The 25,101-nt window shown below is 54.7% G+C and carries 19 protein-coding genes and 1 pseudogene; 8 read left to right on the top strand and 12 right to left on the bottom strand.

From position 1 onward, the window contains the following. Positions 1–157 precede the first annotated feature (157 nt). The 10 genes and pseudogenes from ACYVHX_RS02320 to ACYVHX_RS02365 all read right to left on the bottom strand — a co-directional run. Positions 158–673 (bottom strand): annotated as a pseudogene (locus ACYVHX_RS02320) (polysaccharide deacetylase family protein); the annotation flags it as partial. A 107-nt stretch (positions 674–780) separates the two neighbouring features. Next, a complete protein-coding gene (locus tag ACYVHX_RS02325; protein WP_460669977.1) occupies positions 781–2,115 on the bottom strand; it encodes an MFS transporter in 1,335 nt (444 codons plus the stop codon). Positions 2,116–2,296: 181 nt separating this feature from the next. Beyond that, the gene (locus ACYVHX_RS02330; protein ID WP_460669978.1) at positions 2,297–3,412 is read right to left on the bottom strand and encodes an ABC transporter permease; all 1,116 of its coding nucleotides are present in this window, start codon (positions 3,410–3,412) and stop codon (positions 2,297–2,299) included. Next, positions 3,409–4,515, bottom strand: coding sequence for an ABC transporter permease (locus ACYVHX_RS02335; protein WP_460669979.1), 1,107 nt, complete (start codon positions 4,513–4,515; stop codon positions 3,409–3,411). The genes ACYVHX_RS02330 and ACYVHX_RS02335 overlap by 4 nt, the downstream gene beginning before the upstream one ends. Before the next feature lie 160 nt (positions 4,516–4,675). Then, positions 4,676–5,410: an ABC transporter ATP-binding protein gene (locus tag ACYVHX_RS02340; RefSeq protein WP_460669980.1), complete on the bottom strand. Its 735-nt coding sequence runs from the start codon at positions 5,408–5,410 to the stop codon at positions 4,676–4,678. A gap of 5 nt (positions 5,411–5,415) precedes the next feature. Next, positions 5,416–6,339 (bottom strand): ABC transporter ATP-binding protein, encoded by a 924-nt coding sequence (locus tag ACYVHX_RS02345; protein WP_460669981.1) that lies wholly within the window; start codon positions 6,337–6,339, stop codon positions 5,416–5,418. 135 nt (positions 6,340–6,474) lie between these two features. Next, a complete protein-coding gene (locus ACYVHX_RS02350; protein WP_460669982.1) occupies positions 6,475–7,404 on the bottom strand; it encodes an HlyD family secretion protein in 930 nt (309 codons plus the stop codon). A gap of 18 nt (positions 7,405–7,422) precedes the next feature. Further along, complete coding sequence (locus ACYVHX_RS02355; protein ID WP_460669983.1) at positions 7,423–8,688, bottom strand: TolC family protein; 1,266 nt, start codon at positions 8,686–8,688, stop codon at positions 7,423–7,425. A gap of 69 nt (positions 8,689–8,757) precedes the next feature. Then, positions 8,758–9,375, bottom strand: a complete 618-nt coding sequence (locus ACYVHX_RS02360) for a TetR/AcrR family transcriptional regulator (RefSeq protein WP_460669984.1) — start codon at positions 9,373–9,375, stop codon at positions 8,758–8,760. A gap of 96 nt (positions 9,376–9,471) precedes the next feature. Beyond that, positions 9,472–11,370 (bottom strand): glycoside hydrolase family 88 protein, encoded by a 1,899-nt coding sequence (locus ACYVHX_RS02365; RefSeq protein ID WP_460669985.1) that lies wholly within the window; start codon positions 11,368–11,370, stop codon positions 9,472–9,474. Between the two features lie 166 nt (positions 11,371–11,536). On the opposite strand from ACYVHX_RS02365, the gene ACYVHX_RS02370 reads away from it, so the two are divergent. After that, positions 11,537–14,200 carry a cation-translocating P-type ATPase gene (locus tag ACYVHX_RS02370; RefSeq protein ID WP_460669986.1) on the top strand — a complete coding sequence of 888 codons (2,664 nt, stop codon included), beginning with the start codon at positions 11,537–11,539 and terminating at the stop codon, positions 14,198–14,200. A gap of 79 nt (positions 14,201–14,279) precedes the next feature. On the opposite strand, the gene ACYVHX_RS02375 is transcribed toward ACYVHX_RS02370, so the two are convergent. Beyond that, a complete protein-coding gene (locus ACYVHX_RS02375; RefSeq protein WP_460669987.1) occupies positions 14,280–15,923 on the bottom strand; it encodes a glycerol-3-phosphate dehydrogenase/oxidase in 1,644 nt (547 codons plus the stop codon). Positions 15,924–16,219: 296 nt separating this feature from the next. On the opposite strand from ACYVHX_RS02375, the gene ACYVHX_RS02380 reads away from it, so the two are divergent. From ACYVHX_RS02380 to ACYVHX_RS02395, 4 genes are all read left to right on the top strand, one after another. After that, a complete protein-coding gene (locus tag ACYVHX_RS02380; RefSeq protein WP_460669988.1) occupies positions 16,220–17,113 on the top strand; it encodes a LysR substrate-binding domain-containing protein in 894 nt (297 codons plus the stop codon). Positions 17,114–17,349: 236 nt separating this feature from the next. Further along, on the top strand, positions 17,350–18,504 hold the full coding sequence (locus ACYVHX_RS02385) for an acyltransferase family protein (protein WP_460669989.1): 1,155 nt from the start codon (positions 17,350–17,352) through the stop codon (positions 18,502–18,504). Between the two features lie 109 nt (positions 18,505–18,613). After that, positions 18,614–19,033, top strand: a complete 420-nt coding sequence (locus tag ACYVHX_RS02390; RefSeq protein ID WP_460669990.1) for a hypothetical protein — start codon at positions 18,614–18,616, stop codon at positions 19,031–19,033. Positions 19,034–19,302: 269 nt separating this feature from the next. Beyond that, positions 19,303–20,589 carry a citrate synthase gene (locus ACYVHX_RS02395; protein WP_460669991.1) on the top strand — a complete coding sequence of 429 codons (1,287 nt, stop codon included), beginning with the start codon at positions 19,303–19,305 and terminating at the stop codon, positions 20,587–20,589. Positions 20,590–20,797: 208 nt separating this feature from the next. Here ACYVHX_RS02395 and recA read toward each other — a convergent pair whose 3' ends face one another. After that, a complete protein-coding gene (gene recA, locus ACYVHX_RS02400; protein WP_460669992.1) occupies positions 20,798–21,868 on the bottom strand; it encodes a recombinase RecA in 1,071 nt (356 codons plus the stop codon). A gap of 194 nt (positions 21,869–22,062) precedes the next feature. Between recA and ACYVHX_RS02405 the strand changes: the two genes are divergently transcribed. From ACYVHX_RS02405 to ACYVHX_RS02415, 3 genes are all read left to right on the top strand, one after another. Then, positions 22,063–23,136 (top strand): hypothetical protein, encoded by a 1,074-nt coding sequence (locus tag ACYVHX_RS02405; protein WP_460669993.1) that lies wholly within the window; start codon positions 22,063–22,065, stop codon positions 23,134–23,136. A gap of 18 nt (positions 23,137–23,154) precedes the next feature. Continuing rightward, entirely contained in the window at positions 23,155–24,198 is a 1,044-nt protein-coding gene (locus tag ACYVHX_RS02410; RefSeq protein WP_460669994.1) for an aminopeptidase, read from the top strand. 99 nt (positions 24,199–24,297) lie between these two features. Continuing rightward, positions 24,298–25,101: a DUF3108 domain-containing protein gene (locus ACYVHX_RS02415; RefSeq protein WP_460669995.1), complete on the top strand. Its 804-nt coding sequence runs from the start codon at positions 24,298–24,300 to the stop codon at positions 25,099–25,101.

Consider the following 25,101-nt stretch of genomic DNA (forward strand, 5'->3'; position numbering starts at 1 on the left):
CGACAATTTTGCCGTTTTTCGCTTCCTGAAACGCCTTGAAAATCCGCTCCTTGTCGTGGTTATTGGGTTCGGTCGTGCTGTAACTCGGAATCAGGTACGGGTGATCGGTTTTCGGATTGTAGGGCCGCGCTCCGCCCACGCGCGCGAACTGGTAGTTCTTTTTTTCCAGCACCGCGAAGGCATCCGGATTGGTGCCGTAGCCGGGGTAGGCAAAGGTCGTCAGCGGGCGGTTGATGCCGTAGGTTTTGCAGCGGGCTTCGAGCGAATCCAGCTGGGCCGTAAACTGGGGTGGCGACAGTTTGGCGACGTTGCTGTGCGTGAGCGTGTGATTCGCCACTTCAAAGCCCATCCGGTCCAGTTCCCGGATTTGCTCCCAGCTCATGTATTTCTTCTTGTCGGCAAAATCGGGCGGAAATTCACAGACGTAAAATGTGGCCCCAAAACCGTATTTCTTCAGGATGGGCGCCACCACCGTCGCCTGCGTCACCGGCGCATCGTCGAACGTCAGCACAACGAGTTTGTCGGGAATCGGCTTCCGGACAACCTGCGCGATAGCGCCCGACCCTAAACTGGCGATCAACAGAAAACCAACGACAACGCTTCGTTTCATTCGGAAAATGGAGAAGAGTTTACGGTTTTCGGTTTTCAGTTTACGGTGGGCTGGCGCATTCATTCCTGAATAGCGAATAATGAATAGCGAATGTTGAACGCTGAAGGCGTCAGCCACCGAAAACCGGATACTGAAAACCGTATACCGAAAACCGAATACCGTAAACCGTTTTATGCCACCGGCGAGCCTTTAGCCGGTTCTTTCGAGCTGGAAAGCTCAATCAGTTTGTACTTCGGAACCAGCAGGTGCATCACCAGCCAGGCCAGCAGATACCCAAAACCGCAGATCATGAACATGATGTAATAGCCCGTTTCGATGTGGCCCAGCGCCTTGTAGTGATCGAAGAGCTTGCCCGCCAGGGACGAAATGGCCATACCGCCCAAACCGCCCGCCATACCGCCGATGCCGGTGACGGAGCCCACGGCTTTTTTCGGAAACATGTCGGAAACCGTCGTGAAGATGTTGGCGCTCCAGGCCTGGTGGGCCGAAGTAGCCAGCCCGATGCTCAAAACCGCCAGCCAAAGGCCCATGCTGCCGAGGTACTGCGCAAAAATTACCGGAACCGCCCCGACGGCGTAAATCAGCATGGACGTTTTCCGGGCTTTAAAAACCGGCATCCCGCTCTTGATGAAATTCAGCGGCAGCCAGCCTCCAAAAATACTGCCGATGCTCGCAATGGTGTAAACGACCGCCACCGGAAAAGCCGCATCCATGCCCGTCAAACCGTATTGTGCTTTCAGGAAGGCCGGGAGCCAGAACAGGTAAAACCACCAGATGGGGTCGGTCAGCATTTTGCCGAGCACAAACGCCCAGGTTTGGCGAAACGTCAGCAGTTTAAACCACGACACTTTTTCGGTCGACGTCTGGTCTTCCGTTTGTTCGTCCTGATCGCTGTTGATATACGCCAGTTCTTCTTTGGTTACTTTTTTGTGATTGGCGGGCGTGTCGTACATCGTCAGCCACAACACCAGCCAGATAAAACCGGTGGCGCCGGTCAGAATGAACGCCCACTGCCAGCCCCAGAATTCGGCGATGAACGGCACCGTCAAGGGCGCCAGAATCGCCCCGACGTTGGTGCCGGAGTTAAAAATACCAGTCGCCAGCGCCCGTTCTTTTTTCGGGAACCACTCGGCAATGGTTTTGATGGCCGACGGAAAGTTCCCGGCTTCACTCAGTCCCAGCCCCGCCCGGGCCAGTCCAAACCCGAAGGTGGTTTTGGCAAAAGCCGTCAGAATCCCGACGATACTCCAGGCCGTCAGCGAAATGGTGTACCCGATTTTTGTCCCGAATTTATCGACCAGTTGCCCCACGCCCAGCATCCCCAGCGCATACGCCAACTGAAAAACCACCACCAGATTGGCGTAGTCGGTTTCGGTCCAGTTAAAATCTTTTTCCAGATCGCCTTTCAGCAGACTGATAACCACCCGGTCGAGGTAATTGATCGTCGTGGCAAAAAACACCAGAGCACAAATCGTCCAGCGGTATCTTCCAATGGCTTTATTCATAAGTACGGAGAAATAGAGAATTCAGCTATAGAAAGCAGGGGGTGGAAGTTATCTACCTTAGTTTAAAAAGTTGTTTCGCGGAGTCGAGCGGAGGAGAAGGGCGTTACGCAGCGATTTTATTTCCTCCGCTTACCGCTCCTTTTCTCTGCGCAACTCCGCGAAACAGCTTTTTTTCCCGCTCTCAAACCGTCTTCCGGTACCGCCACGACGCCAGCAGCAACAGCCCGACGGCCATGCCCGCCAGCACGGCAAACTGCCGGCTCACGTCCGCGAAGGTGCTGCCCTTCAGCATCACGTTCCGGCCCACTTCGATGATGTATTTCAGCGGGTTGATGGCGTTGAGCCACTGCGCCCAGGTCGGCATGTTTTCGGTGGAGGCAAACAAACCGCTCAGGAGAATAAACAGAACGAGCAGAAAGAAAGCGACAAACAACGCCTGTTGCTGGTTTTCGGCCAGCGTCGAAATCAGCAGGCCCAGTCCGACGCACAGCACCAGAAACAGGAGCGCAAACACGTACATCAGCGCCACGCTGCCCTCCATCCGGATCTGGAACAAAAACCGCCCCAGCAGCAGCCCGACCGTGAACAGCCCCAGCCCGATAAGCACGAACGGAATCGATTTGCCCAGAATAAATTCGTGCTTGCGGATGGGCGTCACGTTCAGCTGCTCCATCGTTCCGATTTCTTTTTCGCGCACGATGTTCAGCGCCGACACCAGCCCACCCACCAGCAACAGCAGCTCGAACAAAACGCCCGGCACCATGAAGGTCTTGTATTCCAGCCGGGGGTTGTACCAGTACTGATTCTCAACGTCCAGCGTTTGCATCGTTCCCGGCGCGACGGCCCGGGTTTCGGCCACCATATCGGCGTTAAAATCCCGGATGATGGCCGTGGCGTACCCGTTGGCAATCCCGGCTTTGGAACCGTCGATGGCGTTGAGCAGCAACTGCACAGCCGCGCTTCCCTCCTTTTCCAGATCGCGTTCAAAATGGGGCGGAATCACCAGCACCAGGTCAGCATCGCCCGCCAGCAGCGTTTGCCGGGCCTGTTTATCGTTGGGTAAATAACCGCTCAGGTTGAAATTGGTCAGGTGCCGAAACTTGCTCACCAGCCGCTGCGAATAGGTCGTGTGGTCGCCATCGACCACGGCGATGTTCAGGTTTTTCACCTCGTAATTGGCCGCGTACGACAGCAGAATCAACTGCATGATCGGGGCGGCAACCATAATCCGGAGCAAAACCGGGTTTCGGCGAAGTTGCCGGACTTCCTTTTCCACCATGTAGCGAATCCGGTTCATGATAAGCGGGGTTTTAAATTACGAAGGCTTAATCCCATGAAAAACAGCGACATCCCGACCAGCACCAGCGTCGGCTGCCAGAGGTACCGCAGCCCCGCGCCCTTGATCATGATGCCTTTCACGATGGCAATGAAGTATTTCGCCGGAATGAGGTTGGACACGATTTGCAGCGGTTTGGGCATGCTCTCGATCGGGAAGATAAAACCGGACAGAAAAATGGTCGGCAGCAGCATCGCCATCAGCGACGCGAACATGGCAACGAGCTGGGTTTCCACGAGCGACGAAATAAAAATACCGATCGACAGGGCCAGAAAAATAAACAGCAGCGTTTCGGCCAGCAGCAGCGCCAGACTCCCGTTCAGCGGTACGTGCAGGACGTAAACGCCGAGCGCGATGATGATGCAGCCGTTCACAAACGACAACAGCAGGTACGGCACCACTTTTCCGAGCAGAATCTGGCCCTGACTCAGCGGTGACACCATCAGGACTTCCAGCGTGCCGGTTTCGCGTTCGCGGGCAATCGTTACGGAAGTCATCAGGGCCGACACCAGCAGCAACACCATCGCCATCACACCCGGCACGAACACAAACGCGCCCTTGAGTTCGGGATTGAACACCATGCGGCTCCGCACGTCGATAATCATCGGCGGACGGGCGTTCGGGTTCAGTTCGGCGGTGTACTCGCGGATGATGGCCGAGGCATAATTGGTCAGGCTGATGGCGGTATTCTGTTCGGTGGCGTCGGCCAGCAACTGGATCCGGGCGTTGCGGCCGTGTTCGAAGTCGTTTGTAAAACCGGCCGGAAACACCACCGCCAGTTTGATGTCGCCCCGCCGAAACGCCCGTTCAATGCCGGCATTCGAGCGCAGGTTTTCTCGCAACTGGAAATACCCGGACGCCAGCAACTTATTGGTAATCTGCTGCGAATGCGGGCTTTTGTCGTTGTCGAGAATGGCAATCCGGGCGTTTTTGATCTCGTTCGTCAGCGCAAAGCCGAACAACAGCACCTGCACCAGCGGTAATCCGAACAGAATCAGCAACGTCCGGCGGTCGCGCAGGATGTGGAAGAATTCTTTTTTAACAAAAGCGACGAAGCGGTTCATAGTTTCTTCGGTATACGGTTTACGGTTTTCAGTTTACGGTTTTCAGTTTACGGTGGGCTGACGCCCGCATTCCTGAATGGCGAATATTGAATATTGAATAGCGAATGTTGAATGCCAAAGCGACGGCCCGGCGAAAACCGTATACCGAAAACCGAAACTCTCATTTCGTCGAGGTGCCCCGCGCCAGAATCTGGAAAACCGCATCCATCGAATCCACGCCGTAGGCGGTTTTCAGACCCGCCGGGGTGTCGAGCGCCTTCATTTTGCCGTCCACCATAATCGAGACCCGGTTGCAGTATTCGGCTTCGTCCATGTAGTGCGTCGTCACAAAAACCGTCGTGCCGTGGTGGGCGGCTTCGTAAATCAGGTCCCAGAATTGCCGGCGCGTGATGGGGTCCACCCCGCCCGTCGGTTCGTCCAGAAACACAATTTTGGGTTCGTGCAGCAGCGCCACCGAAAACGCCAGTTTCTGTTTCCAGCCCAGCGGCAGCGACGCCACCAGCGAATCGCCCACGGACTCAATGCCGAGTTTGGCCAGAATCTGACTGGTTTTGGCCGGAATGTCGGCCCGGCGCAGGCCGTAGATGCCCCCGTAAAACCGGATGTTTTCGCGCACCGTCAAGTCTTCGTACAGCGAAAACCGCTGGCTCATGTAGCCGATGTTCTGCTTGATTTTTTCGGACTGGCGGTACACATCAAATCCCGCCACGCTGGCTTCACCCGAGCTCGGTTTCAACAAACCGCACAACATCCGCATGGCCGTGGTTTTTCCGGCGCCGTTGGCCCCCAGAAAACCGAAAATTTCGCCCTGCGCCACCTCGAACGTGATGGCGTCGGTCGCAATAAAGTCGCCGAACTTTTTGGTCAACTTTTGGGTAACAACTGCTTTTTCCATAGGGGTCAGGCCGTCAGTTCCGACCGCGTCATCAACGCCATGAAGGTGTCTTCGATGCCGGGCTGGATGGATTGGATTTCGATAGTCCGGTGGTTATTCTCCAGCAAAAACCGCCCGATCTGCTCGTCAGTCACCTGGGCGGAACGAACGGTCAGGTGCAGAAACTCCCCGAAGGCGTAGCAGGATTCGGTGAACGGCGCCAGCCGCAGATCCTGAATCAACCGGTAGGTATCGGCCGCCCGAACGGCAAACAGCGGTTTCTGAAACCGGTTGGTAATGGCTGCGGGCGTATCGACCGCCAGCACGGTGCCCTTTTGCAGGAACGCGATCCGGTCGCAGCGGCCCGCTTCATCCATGTAGGGCGTCGAAACCAGCGTTGTCAGTCCGCGCTCGTTCAGCTGGCGGAGCATATCCCAGAATTCTTTGCGCGAAACCGCATCGACGCCCGTGGTTGGTTCGTCCAGAAACAGGACTTCGGGCTTGTGAATCAGGGCGCAGCACAGGGCCAGTTTTTGCTTCATTCCGCCCGAAAGCTGCCCCGCCCGCCGGTTTTTGAAGGGTTCCAGTTGCGCATAAATCTCCTGAATCAGGTGATAATTCTCCTTGATCGTGGTTCCGAAAACCGTGGCAAAAAACGCCAGATTTTCCTGCACACTGAGGTCCGGATACAGCGAAAATCGGCCGGGCATGTAGCCCACCAACTGCCGCAGCGCCTGGTAATCCCGGATCACATCGCGCCCCGCCACCGTCGCCCGGCCCTGATCGGGCAGCAGCAGCGTCACCAGGATTTTGAAGAGCGTGGTTTTGCCGGCCCCGTCCGGCCCGATCAGCCCAAACAGCTCGCCGGGCCGAATCGACAGCGACACGTCCGAAACCGCCGGAACTCCGCCGTACGACTTCGAGACGTTTTCAATGATGATCGCATCCATGTTTTTTTACGGTTTACGGTTTTCGGTATCCGGTTTTCAGTTTACGGTTTTCAGTTTACGGTGGGCTGACGCATTCTTGCTGACGCGTTGGACTTCCTGCGTCAGCCACCGAAAACCGGATACCGAAAACCGACTTCATAATCGAACTTCCCCCGGCATCCCGATCTTCAATCCTCCGTCGTTTTTCACCTTGATTTTCAGCGCGTACACCAGATTGACCCGCTCATCTTTCGTCTGGATAACTTTGGGCGTAAACTCGGCTTTGCTCGACACCCAGCTCACCGTACCGGCGTATTCCCTGAACTGACCGTTGGGCGCATCAACCAGCACTTTTACGGGCTGCCCGGTTTTGACGCGCACCAGTTGATCCCCGCTGATGTACGCCCGGAGCGTTATCTGACCGAGATCGGCCACTTTGTACAGCGGTTTTCCGTAGCTCACCACCTCGCCGGGTTCGGCAAACTTGATGGTGACGGTTCCGGCGGCCGGGTTGACAATCGTTGCCTTTTTGATCTGGTCGTCGATCTGCCGGATTTGCTCCTGCAACGGGGCTTCTTCCGACAGCGTCCCGCTGCGCTGCGTGCTCAGGGCCGATTGCTGGGCCGCCCGCTGCTGGCGAATCAGGGCCATCTGGCGTTCGGTCACGTCGATCTGGGCCACCAAATCGTCCAGTTGCTTGGTCGGCGCGGCCCCGGCGGCAATCAGGTTCTGGGTACGGGTTTTCTCGCGTTGCAGCGTTTTGAGTTGCTGCTCCTGCACCGCCAGCTGCTGCTCGTAGGGCGACAGTTGCGCCTGCACATTCGGCGAGCGGCTGGAAACCGCCCGCTGGCTGGCCAGCAACTGGAATTTGCGCAACTGGAGTTGCAGCGGATCAATTTGCCCGACGGTTTGCCCGGCTTTCAGCGTCTGCCCTTCCTCAATGGCCAACGTTTGCAACGCGCCGGTTGCCTCGGCCGACACAATGGTTTCCACGGCTTCAAAATTGCCGTACGCATCCGACTGCGGCTCGGTTTGGCAAGCCAGCAGGCTGAACGATAGAATACTGCTAATCAGGACGTATTTCATGGCTATGGATGATCTTGGTTAGTTGCCGGTCAGGGTGCGGTATTGGACCTTCGCCAGCAGGAGTTGCAGCTCGTGGGTTTTCTGGTTCAGCAGCGCCTGGCTCTCGGCGTTGAGTTCGGTGGTGTAATCGCGGGCGGCCAGGGTGCCGTTGTCGAGCTGCACACCGGCGGTTTGCCGGATTTTGGAACGTAAACCGCTGATTTCCCGGTCTTTTTCCAGCAGGGCGCTGATGCGATCGATTTCCGTCTGCTGCTGCCGAAGCTGCAACGACAGATTCCGGTCGAACACTTTCTGCTGAACCACCACCTGCTCCCGGTTGAGCGCCAGAATCGTGCGATCGTTGCGCAGGGTGTAAGCCGCCGACAGGATCCAGCTCAGGCGAAGCCCGCCGATGAAAAAACCGCGAAAGTCGTTGTTCAGAAAGTTGAGCGCCGGTCGGCCCGCGCCCCCCTGCGCGAACGCGCTCAGCCGGGGTTGCAGGCGGTTGTTTGTAAGCTTCAGTTGCTCATCCAGCAGGGTACGCTGGGTTTCAAACAGCTTTTGCTCCGGGCGGTTAAGCGGCAGGTTCGCCACAACGGCCGGGCTTTCGTCAACGGCCAGCCGCGTGCTGTCGGTGACCGTCAGCCCCGTCAGAATGGCGAGTTGGTCGCGCAGGCCCCGGCGGGTAACTGCCAACTGGCCCAGCTGCTGCTCCGTATTCAGCACTTCGGCGCGTAAGACGTCCACGCCCACGGTGGCGACCGTCCCGAACTTTACCCCGGCTTCGGCTTTGGTCAGGCGGTTTTGCAGTTCGTCGAGCCGGATGCGGGCCAGGCGGGTATTTTCGTCGGTCAGCAGGATGTTCAGAAAATACGCATTCACCTGGTCCTTCAGGCGGTTTTGCTCAACCGCAACCTGTTGCAGGCTCACTGCCGTGCTGGCCCGCTGCACCTGTTTCTGGAGCGCCGTCTGGTTGCCATCGAACAGCGTATAACTCAGATCCGCCGTCAGCTTGTACTGGTCTTTGCTCAATTGCGGAATCGGCACACCCGGCAGTTCGATGGGCAGTTTTGTCACCTCCGATTGCCAGCTCGCCTGCCCATTGACGCCCAGCTGCGGCAGCCGCCGGTTTTTGTCCAGACTGGCCAGGGTCAACGCGCCGGTTTGCTGAACCAGCTCCCGCTGCCGGGACAGCGGGTCGTTGGCGATGACGGCCGAATAGCATTGTTCCAGCGTCATCACCGACTGCGCCCGAGCCGGCGGCACCAGGAGCAACCCAAGAAAAAAAGTGGAGAGCACTTTCATAGGAATCAGTCTAAAAATCTATTTTAAACAGTATTTCTAAAAATTCTTTTAATCAAGTAATAAAAAAAATCACGTTGGTTTCAGATACGCCATGATGGTTTCAAAAACGATGACTTTCCGCTCTTCCAGAAAAGTCCGGTAGGCGGTTTCGTCCATGCCGCCAATGTAGCTCACAATGGGTTTGGCCATGAAAGGAAAGATCAGGCTGCCCAGCATGGTGACGATCATGTGCAGCGGTTTGACTTTCCGAATCGTCCCTTTCTCGCCTTCAAGTTGTAACTGTTTAACAAAATAGGCGGTTTCTACGACGTGTTTTACGTTCAGTTTTTCGAACACGGCACTGCTGTTTTTCTGTAGTTCCGCCAGAACAAAAACCGGAACGTGCGGATTATCGTACAGAAAATCAGTATAGTTATCGACTACTTTCCAGATTTTAATTTCCAGCGGGACTTCCTCATTCAGAATGGATACGATCCTGCCGAAGAACGAACCCATCGTTTCCAGGAAAATACTTTGAAAAAGCTGCTCCTTACTCCGGAAGTAATAATTGACCATCGCCATCGTGGTCCCGGCTTCTTCGGCAATGTGCCGCAGCTTGGCCCCGTCAAATCCGCGTTCCAGAAATACTTTCTTGGCGGCATCCTTAATCTTCCCTTCGGTATTCTGTTCGGTGTGTTTCGGTTTCATTGAAACAAAGGTAAACGAGGAGTCTGCTTATTAAAAAGCTTTTTAATAATTATTTTTAATAAATTTATTTCGCGGAGGTGAGCGGGAAACAACCTTTTAGCGGGCCTGTTTCAGCAGCCAGGCGCCTAATTCCTTACCGGCTTTGTAGTTTTCGTAAACCAGCGGAATAATCCGCCCGTCGGTGTATTCGTTGTAGAGCCAGGGGTCGCCGACGGCAAAAACCGCCCCTTTTCCAACGTTTGCAATTGCCATGATTACGTCGCCCCCTTCCGAAACCAGCGCCCGGGCCGGGGCCCGCAGATCAAGCGTCGCCAGTTCCTTGATGTAAACCGCTTTGGTTTCTTTAAAAACCGGGTTGCCCGCCGGAATGGTCACTTTGCCCTGTTCCCAGTTTTTGCCTTTCACCATGTTGCGGTTTTTGGTGGTAAACCGAATGCCGAACGTTTGCGCCAGTTCGTTGAAATGCTTCGTTTCGCAGTTGGCCGTGTCATTCGCCATCATGACCAGAACCCCACCGGCTTTTACCCACTCGCCAAGGGCTTGAATATCAGCCGCCTGAATGTAATTCGGTCGGGCGGTTTCCTTCGGCGAATCGGGATCCACAATGATGTACACATCAATGCCTTTCAGCGATTCGGCGGTTGGCGCGGTCGGCACGGCAACGGTTTTGGCCCCCAGTTCGCGGAAGATGTTTCCCCAGTGCCAGAAGCCCGAGTGCATGCGGTCTTCCAGGGTGTAGTGAAACGGTTCGGTTTTGCCGAGCAGATCCTTCCGGAATTCGTGGTTGAAGTGGTAGTCGATGCCCACGGTTTTTCCGGCTCCAATGGCCAGTTCGGGCGCGATTTCCAGTTCCAGACTCGCCATGATGAACGGCCCCACGCCTTTCAAATCGTTTTTCCGAAGGGGTTCGCTCAGGTAGTATTCGTAGCTGCCGTCGCGGTAGGGCGTGCCGCCCAGACCGCCCACGCTCACCGTTCCGTTAAGATGGGTCTGCCCGTTCGCGTCGGTTTCAATGAAGTTTTTCAGAATGCCCTGATAGCCTTTTTGCGCCGATGCCAGGAACGCTTTATCCAGGTAGCCCATCCGAACCCCTTTCGCCAGCGCGTACACGAACATGCACGAGGCCGAGGCTTCGATGTAATTGCCTTTCCGGGCGCCCTGCGTGGTCATCTGGTACCAGCAGCCGGTTTTGACATCCTGGTATTTTACGATGGGCGGGGCCAGCCGTTGCAGGTATTTCACCAGACTGGCGCGCTGCGGGTGGTCAGCCGGAAAATAATCGAGCACCTCGACCAGCGCCATTGCGTACCAGCCAATCGAGCGGCCCCAGAAGTTGGGCGACTGCCCGGTTTTCGGATTCGCCCATTTCTGCTGCCGACTTTCATCATAGCCGTGGTACAACAAGCCGGTTTTGGCATCGATCAGGTTTTTCTCAATCAGGGCAAACTGGCTGGCAATGTCGTCGAAGTTTTCCGGCTGCTGAAACACCCGGCTGAATTCGGCATAAAACGGCTCGGCCATGAACAGACCGTCGAGCCACATCTGGTTCGGGTAGCGGCCTTTGTGCCAGAAACCGCCTTCTTTCGTGCGCGGCTGCTTCGCCAGTTGGTTGCGCAGTACAAAAGCCGCCTTCTGAAACTTCTCCCGGCCCGGCAGCGACTGTTGCGCCAGCGTCAGCAGCACCCGCCCGGTCGTGATGTTGTCGATGTTAAATTCCGCCGGTTTGTACGTCCGGATGCTGCCGTCTTCGCCTACAAACTGGTTCAGATCGTTCAGGATGTAGTTGAAATATCGGGCGTCGCCGGTGCGGTACCAGACCCGCTCGAACGCTTTTAACACCAGGCCCTGCTCGTAATCCCAGCGGGCGGTTTTCTGATTGCCGATCAGAATCGAATCTTTGTGCCAGACCATGAACGAATCAGCCATGCGCTGCGAATACGGTTTTTGCTGGGCAAAGGCGCAGGTCGTTAAAAGGATCAGAACTAGAGATTTCATGGGATGATCAGGATAAGGTGTTTCGCGGACGGGGCCGCCCGGCGGTTAAGCGGAGAAACAACTTATAGAAGGCGATTGCGTAAAATTCTACTTCTTTCCTCCAACGGAGCTTGGCCGTTTCGCCAGAAAGTCAGTTATTACTTCAGCCTCCTTCCCTATCCACGGTATGCCAACTGTTTCAACCCCTGAAAAACCGCATCGGATTCCGATTGATCAACTGCTGAGTGATCTGAACGTCGACCCCAAAACCGGCCTGAGCGCCCGCGAAGCCCAAAACCGCTACGACGATCTGGGCCCCAATGCCCTCCAGGAAGCCAAACGCGAAAGTGCCCTCACGATTCTGCTGCGACAGTTCGTCGGCGTTATCGTCTACATTCTGGCGGCAGCCGCCGGAATTTCGTTTTTTCTGGGCGAAACCGTCGAAGGATTCGCCATCATTGCCGTGCTGCTCATCAACGCCATCACCGGTTTTGTTCTGGAATGGAACGCCCGCCAGTCGATGGATGCCCTGCGGAAAATGGATACCACGCCCGCGCGGGTGTTGCGCGACGGCCGGGTTCGGGAGATTTCGTCGGAAGAAGTCACCATCGGCGACATCCTAGTGGTGGAAGCGGGCGATCTGGTAGCCGCCGACGCCAACCTGTTCGAAGTCAGTCAATTGCAGGCCGACGAATCGGCATTGACCGGCGAATCGCTGCCGGTGGACAAAAACACGGACCTGCCGCCGGACGAATCCCCGCTGGGCGACCAGCACAACCGGCTTTTGAAAGGAACGCCCGTCACCGCCGGAACCGGACGGGCGGTGGTGACGGGCATTGGGCAGCAAACCGAACTGGGCAAAATTGCCACGATGGTCGAAGAAGCCAAACGCTCGGCAACGCCCCTGGAAGCCAAGCTGGATTCGCTGGCGAAGATCCTGATCTGGGTGACGGTCGGGCTGGCAACCCTGTTTCTGGCGGTCGGTTTAATTCGGAAGGAAGAACCGCTGCGGCTGATCGAAACCGCCCTGGCGCTGGCGATTGCGGCCATTCCGGAAGGCATGTCGGTGGTGGCCACCATTGCGCTGGCCTACGGAATGCTGCGGCTGGCCGAGAAAAAAGTGATTGTCAAACGCCTGTCGGCGGTCGAAACGCTGGGCGGCACCAACGTTATTTTTACGGACAAAACCGGTACGCTGACCCAAAACCGGATCGAAGTCAACACGCTGCAACTGCCGGGGCAACAGGCCGAAATCCGGGCGGATGCCGAAGCGCAAAAGCTGGACGTTATCAACGGCGACCAGGCCATCACGGAAGCGGAAGCCTACCAGCGACTCATTCGGGTTGGCGTGCTGTGCAACAACGCGGATTATGACCTGGTGGACGGAAAACCGAAGGAAGTGGGTGATCCGGTGGAAGTGTCGCTGCTGAAATTCGCCATTGCCGCCGGTCAGAACCCCGACCAGATTCACCAGGAGTTTCCGCGCAAAGCCGAAAAAGCGTTTAGTTCCGACACCCGGATCATGGGCACCCTCCACGAACACCAGGGCGGTTTTCTGGTGGCCGTTAAAGGAGCCGCCGAGGAGGTGCTGGACCGGTGCCAGTCGCTGGATGAAAAAGACCGGAAAGCGTATTATGACCTTTCGGAGAAAATGGCGACGGAGGGCTTGCGAACGCTGGCCTTTGCCTACCGCGAAACCGACGCCAAACCGGGTGACGACTTTGCCGACGGCGACCTGACGTACGTGGGCCTGATCGGTTTTCTGGACCCGCCCCGCACCGATGTCACGCCCGCGCTGCAAGCCTGCCGCGAAGCCGGCATCAAGGTCATAATGGTGACGGGCGACCACCCGGCCACGGCGCTGACGATTGCCTCCAAAGTAAAACTGATCGAAGCGGGCGAAGGAATCGTGCTGACCGGCAAAGACTTAAAACCGCTGAACGACCTTCAGGCGGAGGATAAAAAGAAACTGCTCGATTGCCGGGTGTTTGCGCGGGTGAGTCCGGCGCAGAAGCTGGACATGATTGATTTGTACCAGCAGGAAGGCGATATTGTCGGGATGACCGGCGACGGCGTAAACGATGCGCCCGCGCTGAAAAAGTCGGACATCGGCATTGCGATGGGTTTGCGCGGAACGCAGGTGGCCGCCGAAACCGCCGATATGGTGTTGAAGGATGATTCGTTTACGTCCATCGTGGCCGCCATTGCGCAGGGCCGGGTGATTTTTGAAAACATCCGTAAGTTTGTGCTTTTTCTGCTGTCGTGTAACCTGAGCGAAATTTTTGTGGTGACGTTTGCCGGTTTTCTAAACGTCGGCAATCCGCTGCTGCCCCTGCAGATTTTGTTCATCAACATCGTAACGGACGTGTTTCCGGCGCTGGCGCTGGGCGTGGGCCGCGAGAATTCGAGCCTGATGCACCAGCCGCCCCGCGATCCGAAAACGCCGATTATGGACGGCCGCGACTGGCGGCTGGTGGTTTTTTACGCCCTGGCGCTGACGGCTTCGGTGCTGGGTGTCTACTGGGTGGGCACCCAGAAATTGGGCTTAACGCAAAAAGAAGGCAACAACCTGACGTTCTATGCCCTGGCATTTGCCCAGTTGCTGCACGTTTTCAACCTGCGGTCGGGCCGTTCGTTTTTTGTCAACGAGATCACGCGAAACCGGTATATCTGGTACGCCCTGCTGCTCTGCCTGCTGATTCTGGTACTGACGTATTACGTGCCGTTTCTGGCGCAGGTGCTCAACATTGACACCATCCCGAGCACCGAACTTTGGCTGATTGGCGTTGCCGGTTTTGCGCCGGTGGTGCTGGTGCAAATCGTAAAAGGAATAATGCGGTTGGGGAAGTAAGCGTTTTTGATCGGAACGCGGATGAAACGGACCAGAGCGGAGTATACTCGGTGCGAATCCGTTCCAGCCGTGTTCCAATTCAATTTTCAATCAATCCGGCCGATTTGCGGAACCAGTCGAGTTCGGCGTGGTAATCGAACACGGCTTTTCGGCGTTCATCGTCGGTCCAGCCGAGTTCGGCTCCCATCAGGTCGGCCACGGTTTCGGTCATCTGGTCGGTCGATTGCCAGTCGGTCAATTCGAGGCCAAACCGCCGGGCCAGCACATCTTTCAGCGTTTGGGCCATCTCGGCCCGAACCACAAATACCACTTCGGCCTTCGTGTGGGGCAATTGATCGTAGAGCCGCTCGTTCCAGTCCGGTTGTTCGCGCATGAGCTGGGCAATCTCCAGACTTTCGGTACCGTACTGGCGGTTCAGGTGTTTGGCAACGGGTTCCGGCAGGCCGTATTTGTTGACCAGCACCTTCCAGAAATCATCCGCATAGCCTTCGGCCCCAACGAGCTTGATGTGGTCGGTAATGCAGGTTTTTTCGGTCAGTTGCTCTACTTTATAGAACGTGTCGATGGTGTCCTGGGCCATAAGCCGGTAGGTGGTCCATTTGCCACCCAGAATGCTGATCAGGCCCGAAACCGGGTCCACCTCCACCTCGTGATCCCGCACCAGCTGTTTGGTGTCGGCGTTCGGGTCGGCCTGCAATAAGGGCCGCAAACCGGCAAAACCGGCTATCACCTGATCGGCGGTGATCGGTTTTTCGAAATACCGGTTAACGTAATTGATCAGATAATCGACTTCCGCCCGCTCCACCACCGGTTCGGTTTCGCCCAGTTCCGACTCGGTTTCGGTGGTGCCGATCATCAGTTTGCCGTTGTAGGGAATGATGAACACCACGCGCCCGTCGTCGGTTTTCGGCACCAGAATGGCCGTGTCCGAGGGCATCAGTTCGCCCGGCACAATGATGTGAACGCCCTTGCTGACCCGCATGCGCTGGCCCATTTTGGGATTTGCCAGCAGCCGGATGCGATCCGAAAACGGGCCGGTTGCGTTGATAAACCGGCGCGCCCGAATCCGCAGCAGGCTGCCGGTCAGCGAATCCCGAACGTGCAAAACCGCCAACCGGCCGCTGGCATCTCGCTCGAACGAGCGGGCTTCGGCGTGGTTCAGGGCCACCGCGCCGTATTGCAGGGCGGTTTTGACCAGCGACATGTTGTACCGCGCGTCGTTCAACTGGCCGTCGTAGTACAAAACCGCACTGTGAATTTTATGGGTGAGCGCCGGATTTCGCTTCAGCGCTTCTTCCTTGTTGAGCCACTCGCTTTTGCCAATGCTCAGATCACCGGACAGCGTATCGTACATTTTCAGCCCGGCGGTGTAATAAATGCCTTCCATCCAGCTCATGCAGGGCGTCAGCAGGGCCAGCGGATGCGCCAGGTGCGGGGCGTTACGAATGAGGGTGAGTCGTTCGCGCAGGGCCTTTTTCACCATGTGGTACTGGTTCAGATCGGCCTGTTTGACGGCCTGTTCCAGATACCGCACGCCACCGTGGATCAGTTTGGTCGATTTGCTGGAGGTTTCCGACGCAAAGTCGTGTTTTTCAATCAGAATGGCCTTCAAGCCCCGGCTTTGCGCATCGAGCAGACACCCGGCGCCGGTGGCTCCTCCGCCAATGATGCAAAGATCAAATTCCTGATTTTCGGCTTGTTCGAGATGGTGGTTTCGTTGCATAATCGGGTCCATTATTTCGCAGCGTGCCGCGGAGAACCGTAAAGGTACGCAGAGTCCTGAAGTTATTTTCACTAAAAAGCCCGTTGGGTGTCACCTGCACCACCCCGGATGCAATCCGGGGTGGTGCAGGATAGGGATAGCTGCGGCTGGCTGGTGAGTGAGTCTGGAGGCCTATGTCATGCCCCGGATTGAATCCGGGGTTATACATACACGTTGCGCCCGTTGGGCTTTTTGGAATACGCTGTGTGATTTTGTCATTCGCTCCATTACCTTTGGTTCTATCTATAGCTTTACCAATGGAAGATTTTCGGTTGCGGGTTTTTTACAGTGTGGCCCGTCATCACAGTTTTACGAAGGCGTCGGCGGAATTGTTTATTACCCAGCCCGCCGTCACCAAACACATTAAAGCCCTGGAAGACCTGCTCGGACTGCGGCTGTTCGACCGGAAAGGCAATACGATCACGCTGACGCCCCCCGGCGAGGTGCTGTTTCGGTATGCCGGCCAGATTTTCAACCTCTATCAGGAAGCGTTGTTTGAGCTCAACTCCTTTAAAAGCCAGTTGAAAGGGAGCTTGCGGCTGGGTGCCAGCACCACCATTGCGCAGTATCTGATTTCGCCCCTGCTGGCTTCCTACTACGAGCGCTACCCGACCATTCAGCTCAGTCTGCAAACCGGCAACACGGAGATGATTGAACAGGCGGTTTCGGCGAAAGAAATTGATCTGGGAATTGTGGAGGGCAAAAAACACCATGCCGGTTTGAAATACCACGATTTTCTGGAGGATGAACTGGTGGCGGTGGTGCACAGCAAAAGCCGCTACAGCCGCCTGAAAGAAATTACGCTCGACGAACTCAGTGCGATTCCGATGGTGTTGCGGGAACGCGGTTCGGGCACCCTCGAAGTGCTGGAAACCGCCCTCCAGGCCCGGGGCATCCGACCTTCCAGCTTAACGGTGGTGATGCATCTGGGGAGTTCCGAAAGCATCAAATCGTTTCTGGAACACGCCAACTGCCTTTCCATCCTGTCGTCGCGGGCCATCGAAAAAGAAGTTCGGAGCGGTGAGTTGAAAGTCGTTTCGATCAAGGATTTCCGCCTGCCCCGCACCTTTAGTTTTGTCCATATGCAGGGATTGCCGGAGGGCCTGGCCGCCGGTTTTATGACCTTCGCCCGGCGGTATTATCACCCGTGAGCGCCTGACTTCTACGAACTTTTTTCCATTTTCCGGCCCCGGTTTTCATCCCCGGCCTGAAAAAGCTGGCTTATTATTTGCTTGTACACCAATTAATATTCTTACAATTTCTGTCCACACCGTTTATCCTCTGGCACTCATTCCGGTATCTGGCAGGTCCATTTCCGCAGGTTGCCCGTAGCAATGACTGGAAATGGTGTGGTTTTCAAAAACGTGTATGCAAACCAATCCGAGTCATGCTGCTTCGTCCAGATCCCTGTCTACCCCGAACCATCGAATCCATTCAAGTCCTGCGCGCACTGGCAGCGCTCTCCGTCACCCTTTTCCATCTGCTCATGAAAATGGACAATGTGGGCATCCATTCGCCCGTATTGCGGTTTTTTAAAGCCGGTTTTGGCGGTGTCGATCTGTTTTTCATCATCAGTGGTTTTATCATCACCCACACGAACTGGTCGAAAATAAACCGCCCGAATCAGGTATTGCCGTATCTAGGCAAGCGCCTTGGACGGATTTACGCCATTTACTGGCCCGTTGCTTTGCTGGCGGGCACTTTTCTGCTCGGGTTACAGGTGTTTGCTCCTTCGCTGCAATGGCTTCCGTATTCGTTTAAACCCCTTGAGATGATAAAAGCCTTAGCGCTGGTTCCTACCCACCAGAGCACCCTGCCCGTTACCTGGACGCTCAGCCACGAAGTTTATTTTTACGTTTTATTCGGGTTGGTCATTGCGTCCCGGTTTTTGCTCATCATTCCCTTCTTCATTCTGGCGGCCACCCTGTTATCGGGTCTGGCAAGCTGGCTGGGACAACCGTATTTCCCTGATTTTCAGTACCGCGACTTTTTGTTCAATCCGTTCAATCTGGAGTTTTGTTTTGGTATTGTCGCCTACATTCTGGTCCGCCGGTATACCTTCAGCGTTCCGGTGCCGGTCCTCATACTAGCTTTTGTCCTTTTTCTGCTGACAGGCGAATGCGTTGATCCGTCCGAAATCTGGCTGCGCATTGGTGGTTTTGGTCTATCGGCTACCGTTTTTGTGCTGGCTCTGGTGAAGACCGAACTCATCGGCGGTTTTCGGTACCCGGACTGGCTGCTTAAACTGGGCAACGCGTCGTTTATTCTGTACCTTATCCACATGCCCGCCATCATGGTCGTTACGCACGCCCTGCTGATGTTAAACCTATCCCAATACATTCTGGCAGCTAATTTTGTGCTGCTGGGCGGGCTGATCTGGGGGAGCTGGCACCTCCACCACCGCCTGGAAAAACCGCTGCTTCACTGGATGAGTACGCGCCGGAATCGCCCAGTCGGCTTCACCTACCGGACCCCGCTGCCGGATTTACGACGAATGAGCCCCGGGAAGCAGCCAGCCGCACACAAAATGAGTGTGCGCTGACGTTATTCTGACATGGTTGTGGGCCGATTTTGCCCGGAAGCCTCTTTTGAGGCTTTTTTTATTTCCAGAATCTGCCGAAGATTGCCTTTTATTCAACTTTATTTTTCCAATGCGTAACAACCTGTTTTATTACCTTGTCCTGCTGGTGCTGACCGTGGTCGATGCCTGGCTGCTGGCCCACCCGAATCTGATCGGACAAATCAGCATTTTCTGGTACGATTATGATTACCTGGAAACCCTGCCCAAAGCGATGGCGACGGTGGCCATCACCGTGGTGGTGGCGCTGTTGATCGGCGGTCTGATCAGGCGCGCCCTGAGCGGTCCGCTGGCGGTTTTGCTGGCGCTGGCGTTGTTCGTAGCCTGCCTGATCGTGGTTTTTCAGACCTACGTCCGGTTTTCCTCCGGCGCCTATCAGTTCACGGGCTCGGGCTTCAAAACCGGGGCAATTCTGCTGCCCGTTATCCTGGCGATTGTTTTTGGAAAAACGTCCTACGATGTTTTGACGGCAAAATCGAAAAACCGCCGGTAATCGGCCTGCACAGCCCGATGGTGACGGCTCGCCCGCTGTTCATTAAGAAAATAGTAATGGCAAACTAAAGCCATTCATTTGGGGTTAACCAAGTAGATTTTGCATAAATACTGTGTTTTTACCGTAGCAAACCATTGTCGTTACTGGTTTTTGCCTAATTTCGCCCGGTAACTTTGCGCTGGACGTGGGCTCACCCATTACCGTGATTGGCCGGATGCAATAACCCCCAACCCAGTTCATTATTAATTGATTCACTCTACCCCATACGTATGTCAAACACTGCCGAACTGTCTGTCGATGGCAAAACCTACCAATTTCCAACCGTAGTTGGTAGCGAACAGGAAAAAGCCATTGACATTTCCAACCTCCGCGACCAGACGGGCTACGTCACGTTAGATAAAGGATACAAAAATACCGGTGCAACCCAGAGCGCGATCACCTTTTTGGATGGCGAAGAAGGCATTCTGCGGTACCGGGGTTACTCCATTGAAGACCTTGCCGATAAAGCCAGTTTTCTGGAGGTGGCTTACCTGCTGATTTACGGCGACCTGCCAACGCAGCAGCAGTACGGCGAATTTGAAGATCGGATCCGGCGTCATACCATGGTCAACGAGGACATGCGTAAGATTTTTGAAGGATTCCCCAACAACGCGCACCCGATGGGCGTGCTGTCGTCGCTGGTCAGTGCTTTGAGTGCTTTTTATCCGGATTCGTACGACGAAAAAGCGCCGGATCAGACCGAACTGCACATTGTCCGGTTGCTGGCCAAATTGCCGACGATTGCCACCTGGTCGTACAAAAAATCGCAGGGGCATCCGGTCAATTATCCGCAAAACAAGCTCGACTATTGCTCCAACTTCCTGCAGATGATGTTTGCCCTGCCGGTGGAAGAATACCAGGTCGATCCGATGGTTTCGAGTGCGCTGAACAAACTCCTGATTCTGCACGCCGACCACGAGCAAAACTGCTCGACCTCGACGGTGCGCCTGGTGGGTTCGTCGCGGGCCAATATTTATTCGTCGATTTCGGCCGGTATCAACGCCCTCTGGGGACCGCTCCACGGGGGGGCCAATCAGGAGGTGATCGAGATGCTGGAAGAGATCAAAGCAAACGGGGGCGATGTCGCCAAATACGTCGACATGGCGAAAAACGCCAAGACAACCGGCTTCCGCCTGTTTGGTTTCGGCCACCGAGTTTACAAGAATTTCGACCCGCGCGCCAAGATTATCAAGAAAGCCGCCGACGATGTGCTGAGCAAACTTGGGGTAAACGACCCGGTTCTGGAGATTGCCAAAGGACTGGAAGAAGCCGCCCTGAACGACGAATATTTCGTATCACGGAAGCTGTACCCGAACGTCGATTTTTATTCGGGAATTATCTACCGCGCACTCGGCATCCCGACCAACATGTTTACGGTGATGTTTGCCATTGGCCGCTTGCCGGGCTGGATTGCCCAGTGGAAGGAAATGCGCGAACAGAAAGAGCCGATTGGTCGTCCGCGCCAGATTTATACAGGTGCCACGCTGCGAGAGTTCAAAGCAATTGGAGATCGTTAAGGTACCTACGGCTTCAAGTCCGTGTGATTTTGAATTGTTCTTCGGCTTATGGATTTGAAGGAGTAAACACAAAAACCGGCTCTGCCGGTTTTTGTGTTTTACCCGGGTACCGGAACAAAAAAGAGGTGGTCAGCAACAGCCAACCACCTCTTCATTTGTCAAACAATTATTAAACACTCCGCTCGATTTTCTTCAAATACGCGCCGGTTTAATTGAGCGCATCTTCACCGTCTTCCGAACCACCGGTCGGATCGACCAGCGCATCTTCGTTGCTGTTGACCTGCGCCCGGATTTTGGCTTCCAGTTCGGCCATCAGTTCCGGATTATCGAGCAGCAGGTTTTTCACGGCGTCACGGCCCTGCGAAAGGCGGTTTCCGTCGTAGGAGAACCAGGAACCCGATTTCTTCACAATTTCCAGTTCCACCGCCAGGTCCAGGATTTCACCAACTTTCGAGATTCCCTGTCCATACATGATATCGAACTCGATCACTTTGAAAGGAGCCGCCAGTTTGTTCTTGACCACTTTTACTTTGGTGCGGTTTCCAAGAATATCGTCACCTTCCTTGATCTGACCGATCCGGCGAATATCGAGCCGAACCGACGAATAGAATTTCAGGGCATTCCCCCCCGTCGTGGTTTCGGGGTTTCCGAACATCACCCCGATTTTTTCGCGCAACTGGTTGATGAAAATACAGCAGCAACCGGTTTTGTTGATTACCCCCGTCAGTTTCCGCAGCGCCTGCGACATCAAACGAGCCTGAAGACCCATTTTGCTTTCGCCCATGTCGCCTTCCAGCTCGGCTTTCGGAACCAGCGCGGCTACGGAGTCGATGACGATAATGTCGATGGCACCCGAGCTGATCAGGTGTTCGGCGATTTCGAGGGCCTGCTCCCCGTTATCGGGTTGTGAGATTAATAAGTTTTTGGTATCGATTCCCAGTTTTTCGGCATAGACGCGGTCGAAAGCGTGCTCAGCGTCGATAAAGGCGGCCAGACCGCCGTTTTTCTGCGCTTCGGCGATGCAGTGCATCGTCAGCGTAGTTTTACCCGACGATTCCGGTCCGTAGATTTCAACGACCCGGCCCCGCGGAACACCCCCGATTCCCAACGCCAGATCCAACCCCAGCGAACCGGTCGAAATCACCGGAACGTCAACGACTTTGCTTTCGCTCAGGCGCATAACGGTTCCTTTCCCGTAGGCTTTATCTAGTTTTTCGATGGTGGTTTGCAGGGCTTTCAGTTTGCTGTCATTAGCCGTACTAGCAGGTGCTTGTGCCATGTGATGTGTTTACGCAAAAAATGATTTTTAGTATGTTTAACCTTATAAAATTAGCATTTTTCGGCCAGATTCGCAAGGAGAGCTTGTAAAATAATCAATAATATATGAAGCGTATCCTTCACCTTTTGCTCACCCCAAAGATAACATATATAAAACAGTTTGCCAAAAAAGCTGGCTTGTTTTCTACCAAAACTATGATATATATATGTTATTTATATTTCAATTCGCACACAACCCGCGCCCAGCCTGACAACCGAAAGCTGGAACAGCGGTTCCGGCTGGACAGTACGCAAAAACTGCGTTTTCGTTTGAGCACCCTGGGCTTTGTCAAAAACAATGAGTACTTCGGTCCCATCGCCGACGGCTACACCCTTTTCGGCTACCAGCTTCACCCGCGCCTTTCGTACCAGCCTGCGCCAGATCTGGTTCTGGAAGCCGGCGTATTTTTCAAATCAGACTTCGGACAGGAACGAATCGCCCAAATCGCACCGACGTTTACCGTTAAATTCCGGCACAAAAACTGGAATTACCTCTTTGGGACGCTGGAAGGCGCTGTCGGTCACCACCTGATCGAACCGCTGTACAATTTCGAGCGGCTGCTGCAAAACCGCCTGGAGAACGGTCTGCAAATAAACCACCAGTCCGAGCGCACCTTTTTCGATTTCTGGGTGAGCTATTTGCAGAATACGCGGCCTGGTTACACCCGTCAGGAGCATTTCTGGGGCGGTTTTTCGTTGGAAAGGCAGCTGGTGCGAAGAGCAAAAGGCTGGTCGTTATCGATTCCGGTTCAGCTTACGGTTTTTCACGCGGGCGGCCAGAACATCAACAGCCCGTTGCCGGTCCGAACGGCGCTGAACGCAACCGCCAGCCTGAGCCTGCTCTGGCAGCCGGTCTCAGCCGGTTTTCTCCGGTCGGCGCGGCTGGATACCTACGCGCTCGGTTATTCCGAGAATGCAGAGAAAGCCTCGACGGGCGGGGCTTTTTATCCCAACCTGACGCTTCATCTCAAACCCGTCACGGTTTTGGTCAATTACTGGCAGGGAAACCGGTATCGCGCCAAAATGGGCGGTGATCTGTACCAGAGTGATTCGCGTCGTTACAACAGCGCCTATCAGGAACCGCAACGACAACTGCTGATCCTGCGTCTACTCAAAGACATTTCGATTGCCGGCGGCCTGGCGGTGCTGGTCCGGTTTGAGCCACTTTTCGACCTCAGGGAGGGTAATTTTGAGCATTCGGAAGGCGTTTATATTCAGTACACGTACTAAAGTCTGTTACCTTTGTCCATGACCAAAAAAATCCTGCTGGCGCTGCTGGGCGTATGTATTGTGCTGGGAATCTGGTTCCGCGATCTGATTGGCTACGGCTGGATGCAGGGAAAGGGGCAGTTCCGGATTTTGTGGAATACACGCCCGGTGGAAGAAGTTCTGGCGGATGGGGCGTTTCCGGATTCGCTGAAACGGAAAATTGAACTTATTCAGGAAATCAAGCGTTACTCCGTTGATTCACTGGGCATTAACCCATCCAAAAACTACACGACGTTTTACGACCAGCACGGTCAGCCGATTTTGTGGGTGGTCGTCGCGTCGGAACGCTACCGGCTTGTAGCGAAGGAATGGCAGTTTCCAGTCATTGGCACGTTTGCCTACAAAGGGTTCTTTGAGAAAGAACGGGCCAATCAGGAACAGGATGCCTTGAAACAACAGGGCTTCGATACCCGTTTAAACGAAGTATCGGCCTGGTCGACCTTAGGATTTTTCCGTGATCCAATTCTGTCGTCGATGCTGAAACGGTCGGAAGGCCAGTTGGCGGAATTAATTATTCACGAACTGACCCACGGCACGCTGTTTGTGAAAGATAACCTGGAATACAACGAAAACCTGGCCGATTTTGTCGGTGAATACGGGGCGCTGAAGTTTCTGACCCAGAAATACGGCGCGGACTCACCGGCGGCCCGCACGTATCTGGATGCGAAGCAGTACGGCGAAAAATACGACGAACACGTTTTGCGCGGCACCCGGAAGCTGGACAGTTTATACGCTACTTACAACCCTCAAACACCCGAACGGGTCAAAGAAGAAGCCAAGTGGCGATTGATCGATCAGATTGTCCAAACCGTCGATACGCTGGAAATCAGCCCGTCGGCGGGGCAAGCGGTTCCGAAAAAACGCCGGTTTAACAAACAGAATTTACCCAATAACGCGTACTTCGTAGCCTATAAAACCTACCGGCAGCAGCAAAACCGCTTCCGGCGCGAATTTGAAGAAAAGTTTAACAGCAACTTTAACCAGTACCTGACGTATCTGAAAAAAACGTACCCATCGCTATAATTCTAGCCGGTTGAATCATCTTTTCTGTCGGTTCATCCGTTTATGCTTTTAAATACCTATCTCTAATCTGAAATTTGCGGGGCCAGGGGTCAAGCGATTATGAAAAAAGTCATTCTCATTCTGTCCATCATCACCACCGCGGCCTTGTCGCAGGTGGCCCTAAAACCGGATAATGCCTATCGACGGGTAGCCAACACCAGTTTTGGAGCAGGTGAACACCTTGAATACAAAGTTCATTACGGTATTTTCAACGCGGCAGAAGCTACGGTCGATGTAGCACCGACGGTCTACAAGGTCAACGAACGTCCTTGTTACCGGGTCAATATTTACGGTCGCACCGTGGGCGCTTTCGACCTCATCACCCGGATCCGGAACACCTGGCGGTCGTACATCGATACGACGGCGATCTTACCCCAGAAATTCTTTATCCATATCGAAGAGGGCAACCACCGCAAGGAGGAAAATGTCACCTTCAACCACTTTACGAACACGGTTCGGTCGGAAGAAAAAACGGAAAAAGACGTCTTCAAAGTCCCCGACAACGTGCACGACGTGATCAGCGGTTATTACTACCTCCGTACCATCGACTTCAGCCGCGTTAATAGTGGGCAAACCATTGAAGTTCCGGCTTTTTTCGACGATCAGGTCTACAACATGAGAGTCCGGTACCGGGGTCGTGAGGTGGTGAAAACCAAATTTGGCCACATCAACGCCATCAAACTCAACCCGGTTTTGCCGGAAAACAAGCTGTTTAAAGGCGAAGACGCGATCAAAATCTGGGTGTCGGACGACGCCAATAAAATTCCCGTCAAAGTACAGGTGGAACTGTGGGTGGGTTCGATGGAAATGGACCTGAAAAACCATTCCGGTTTACGCAATGAACTGCGGTTTTTCAAACGGTAA

It is taken from the genome of Larkinella ripae (assembly GCF_054780775.1).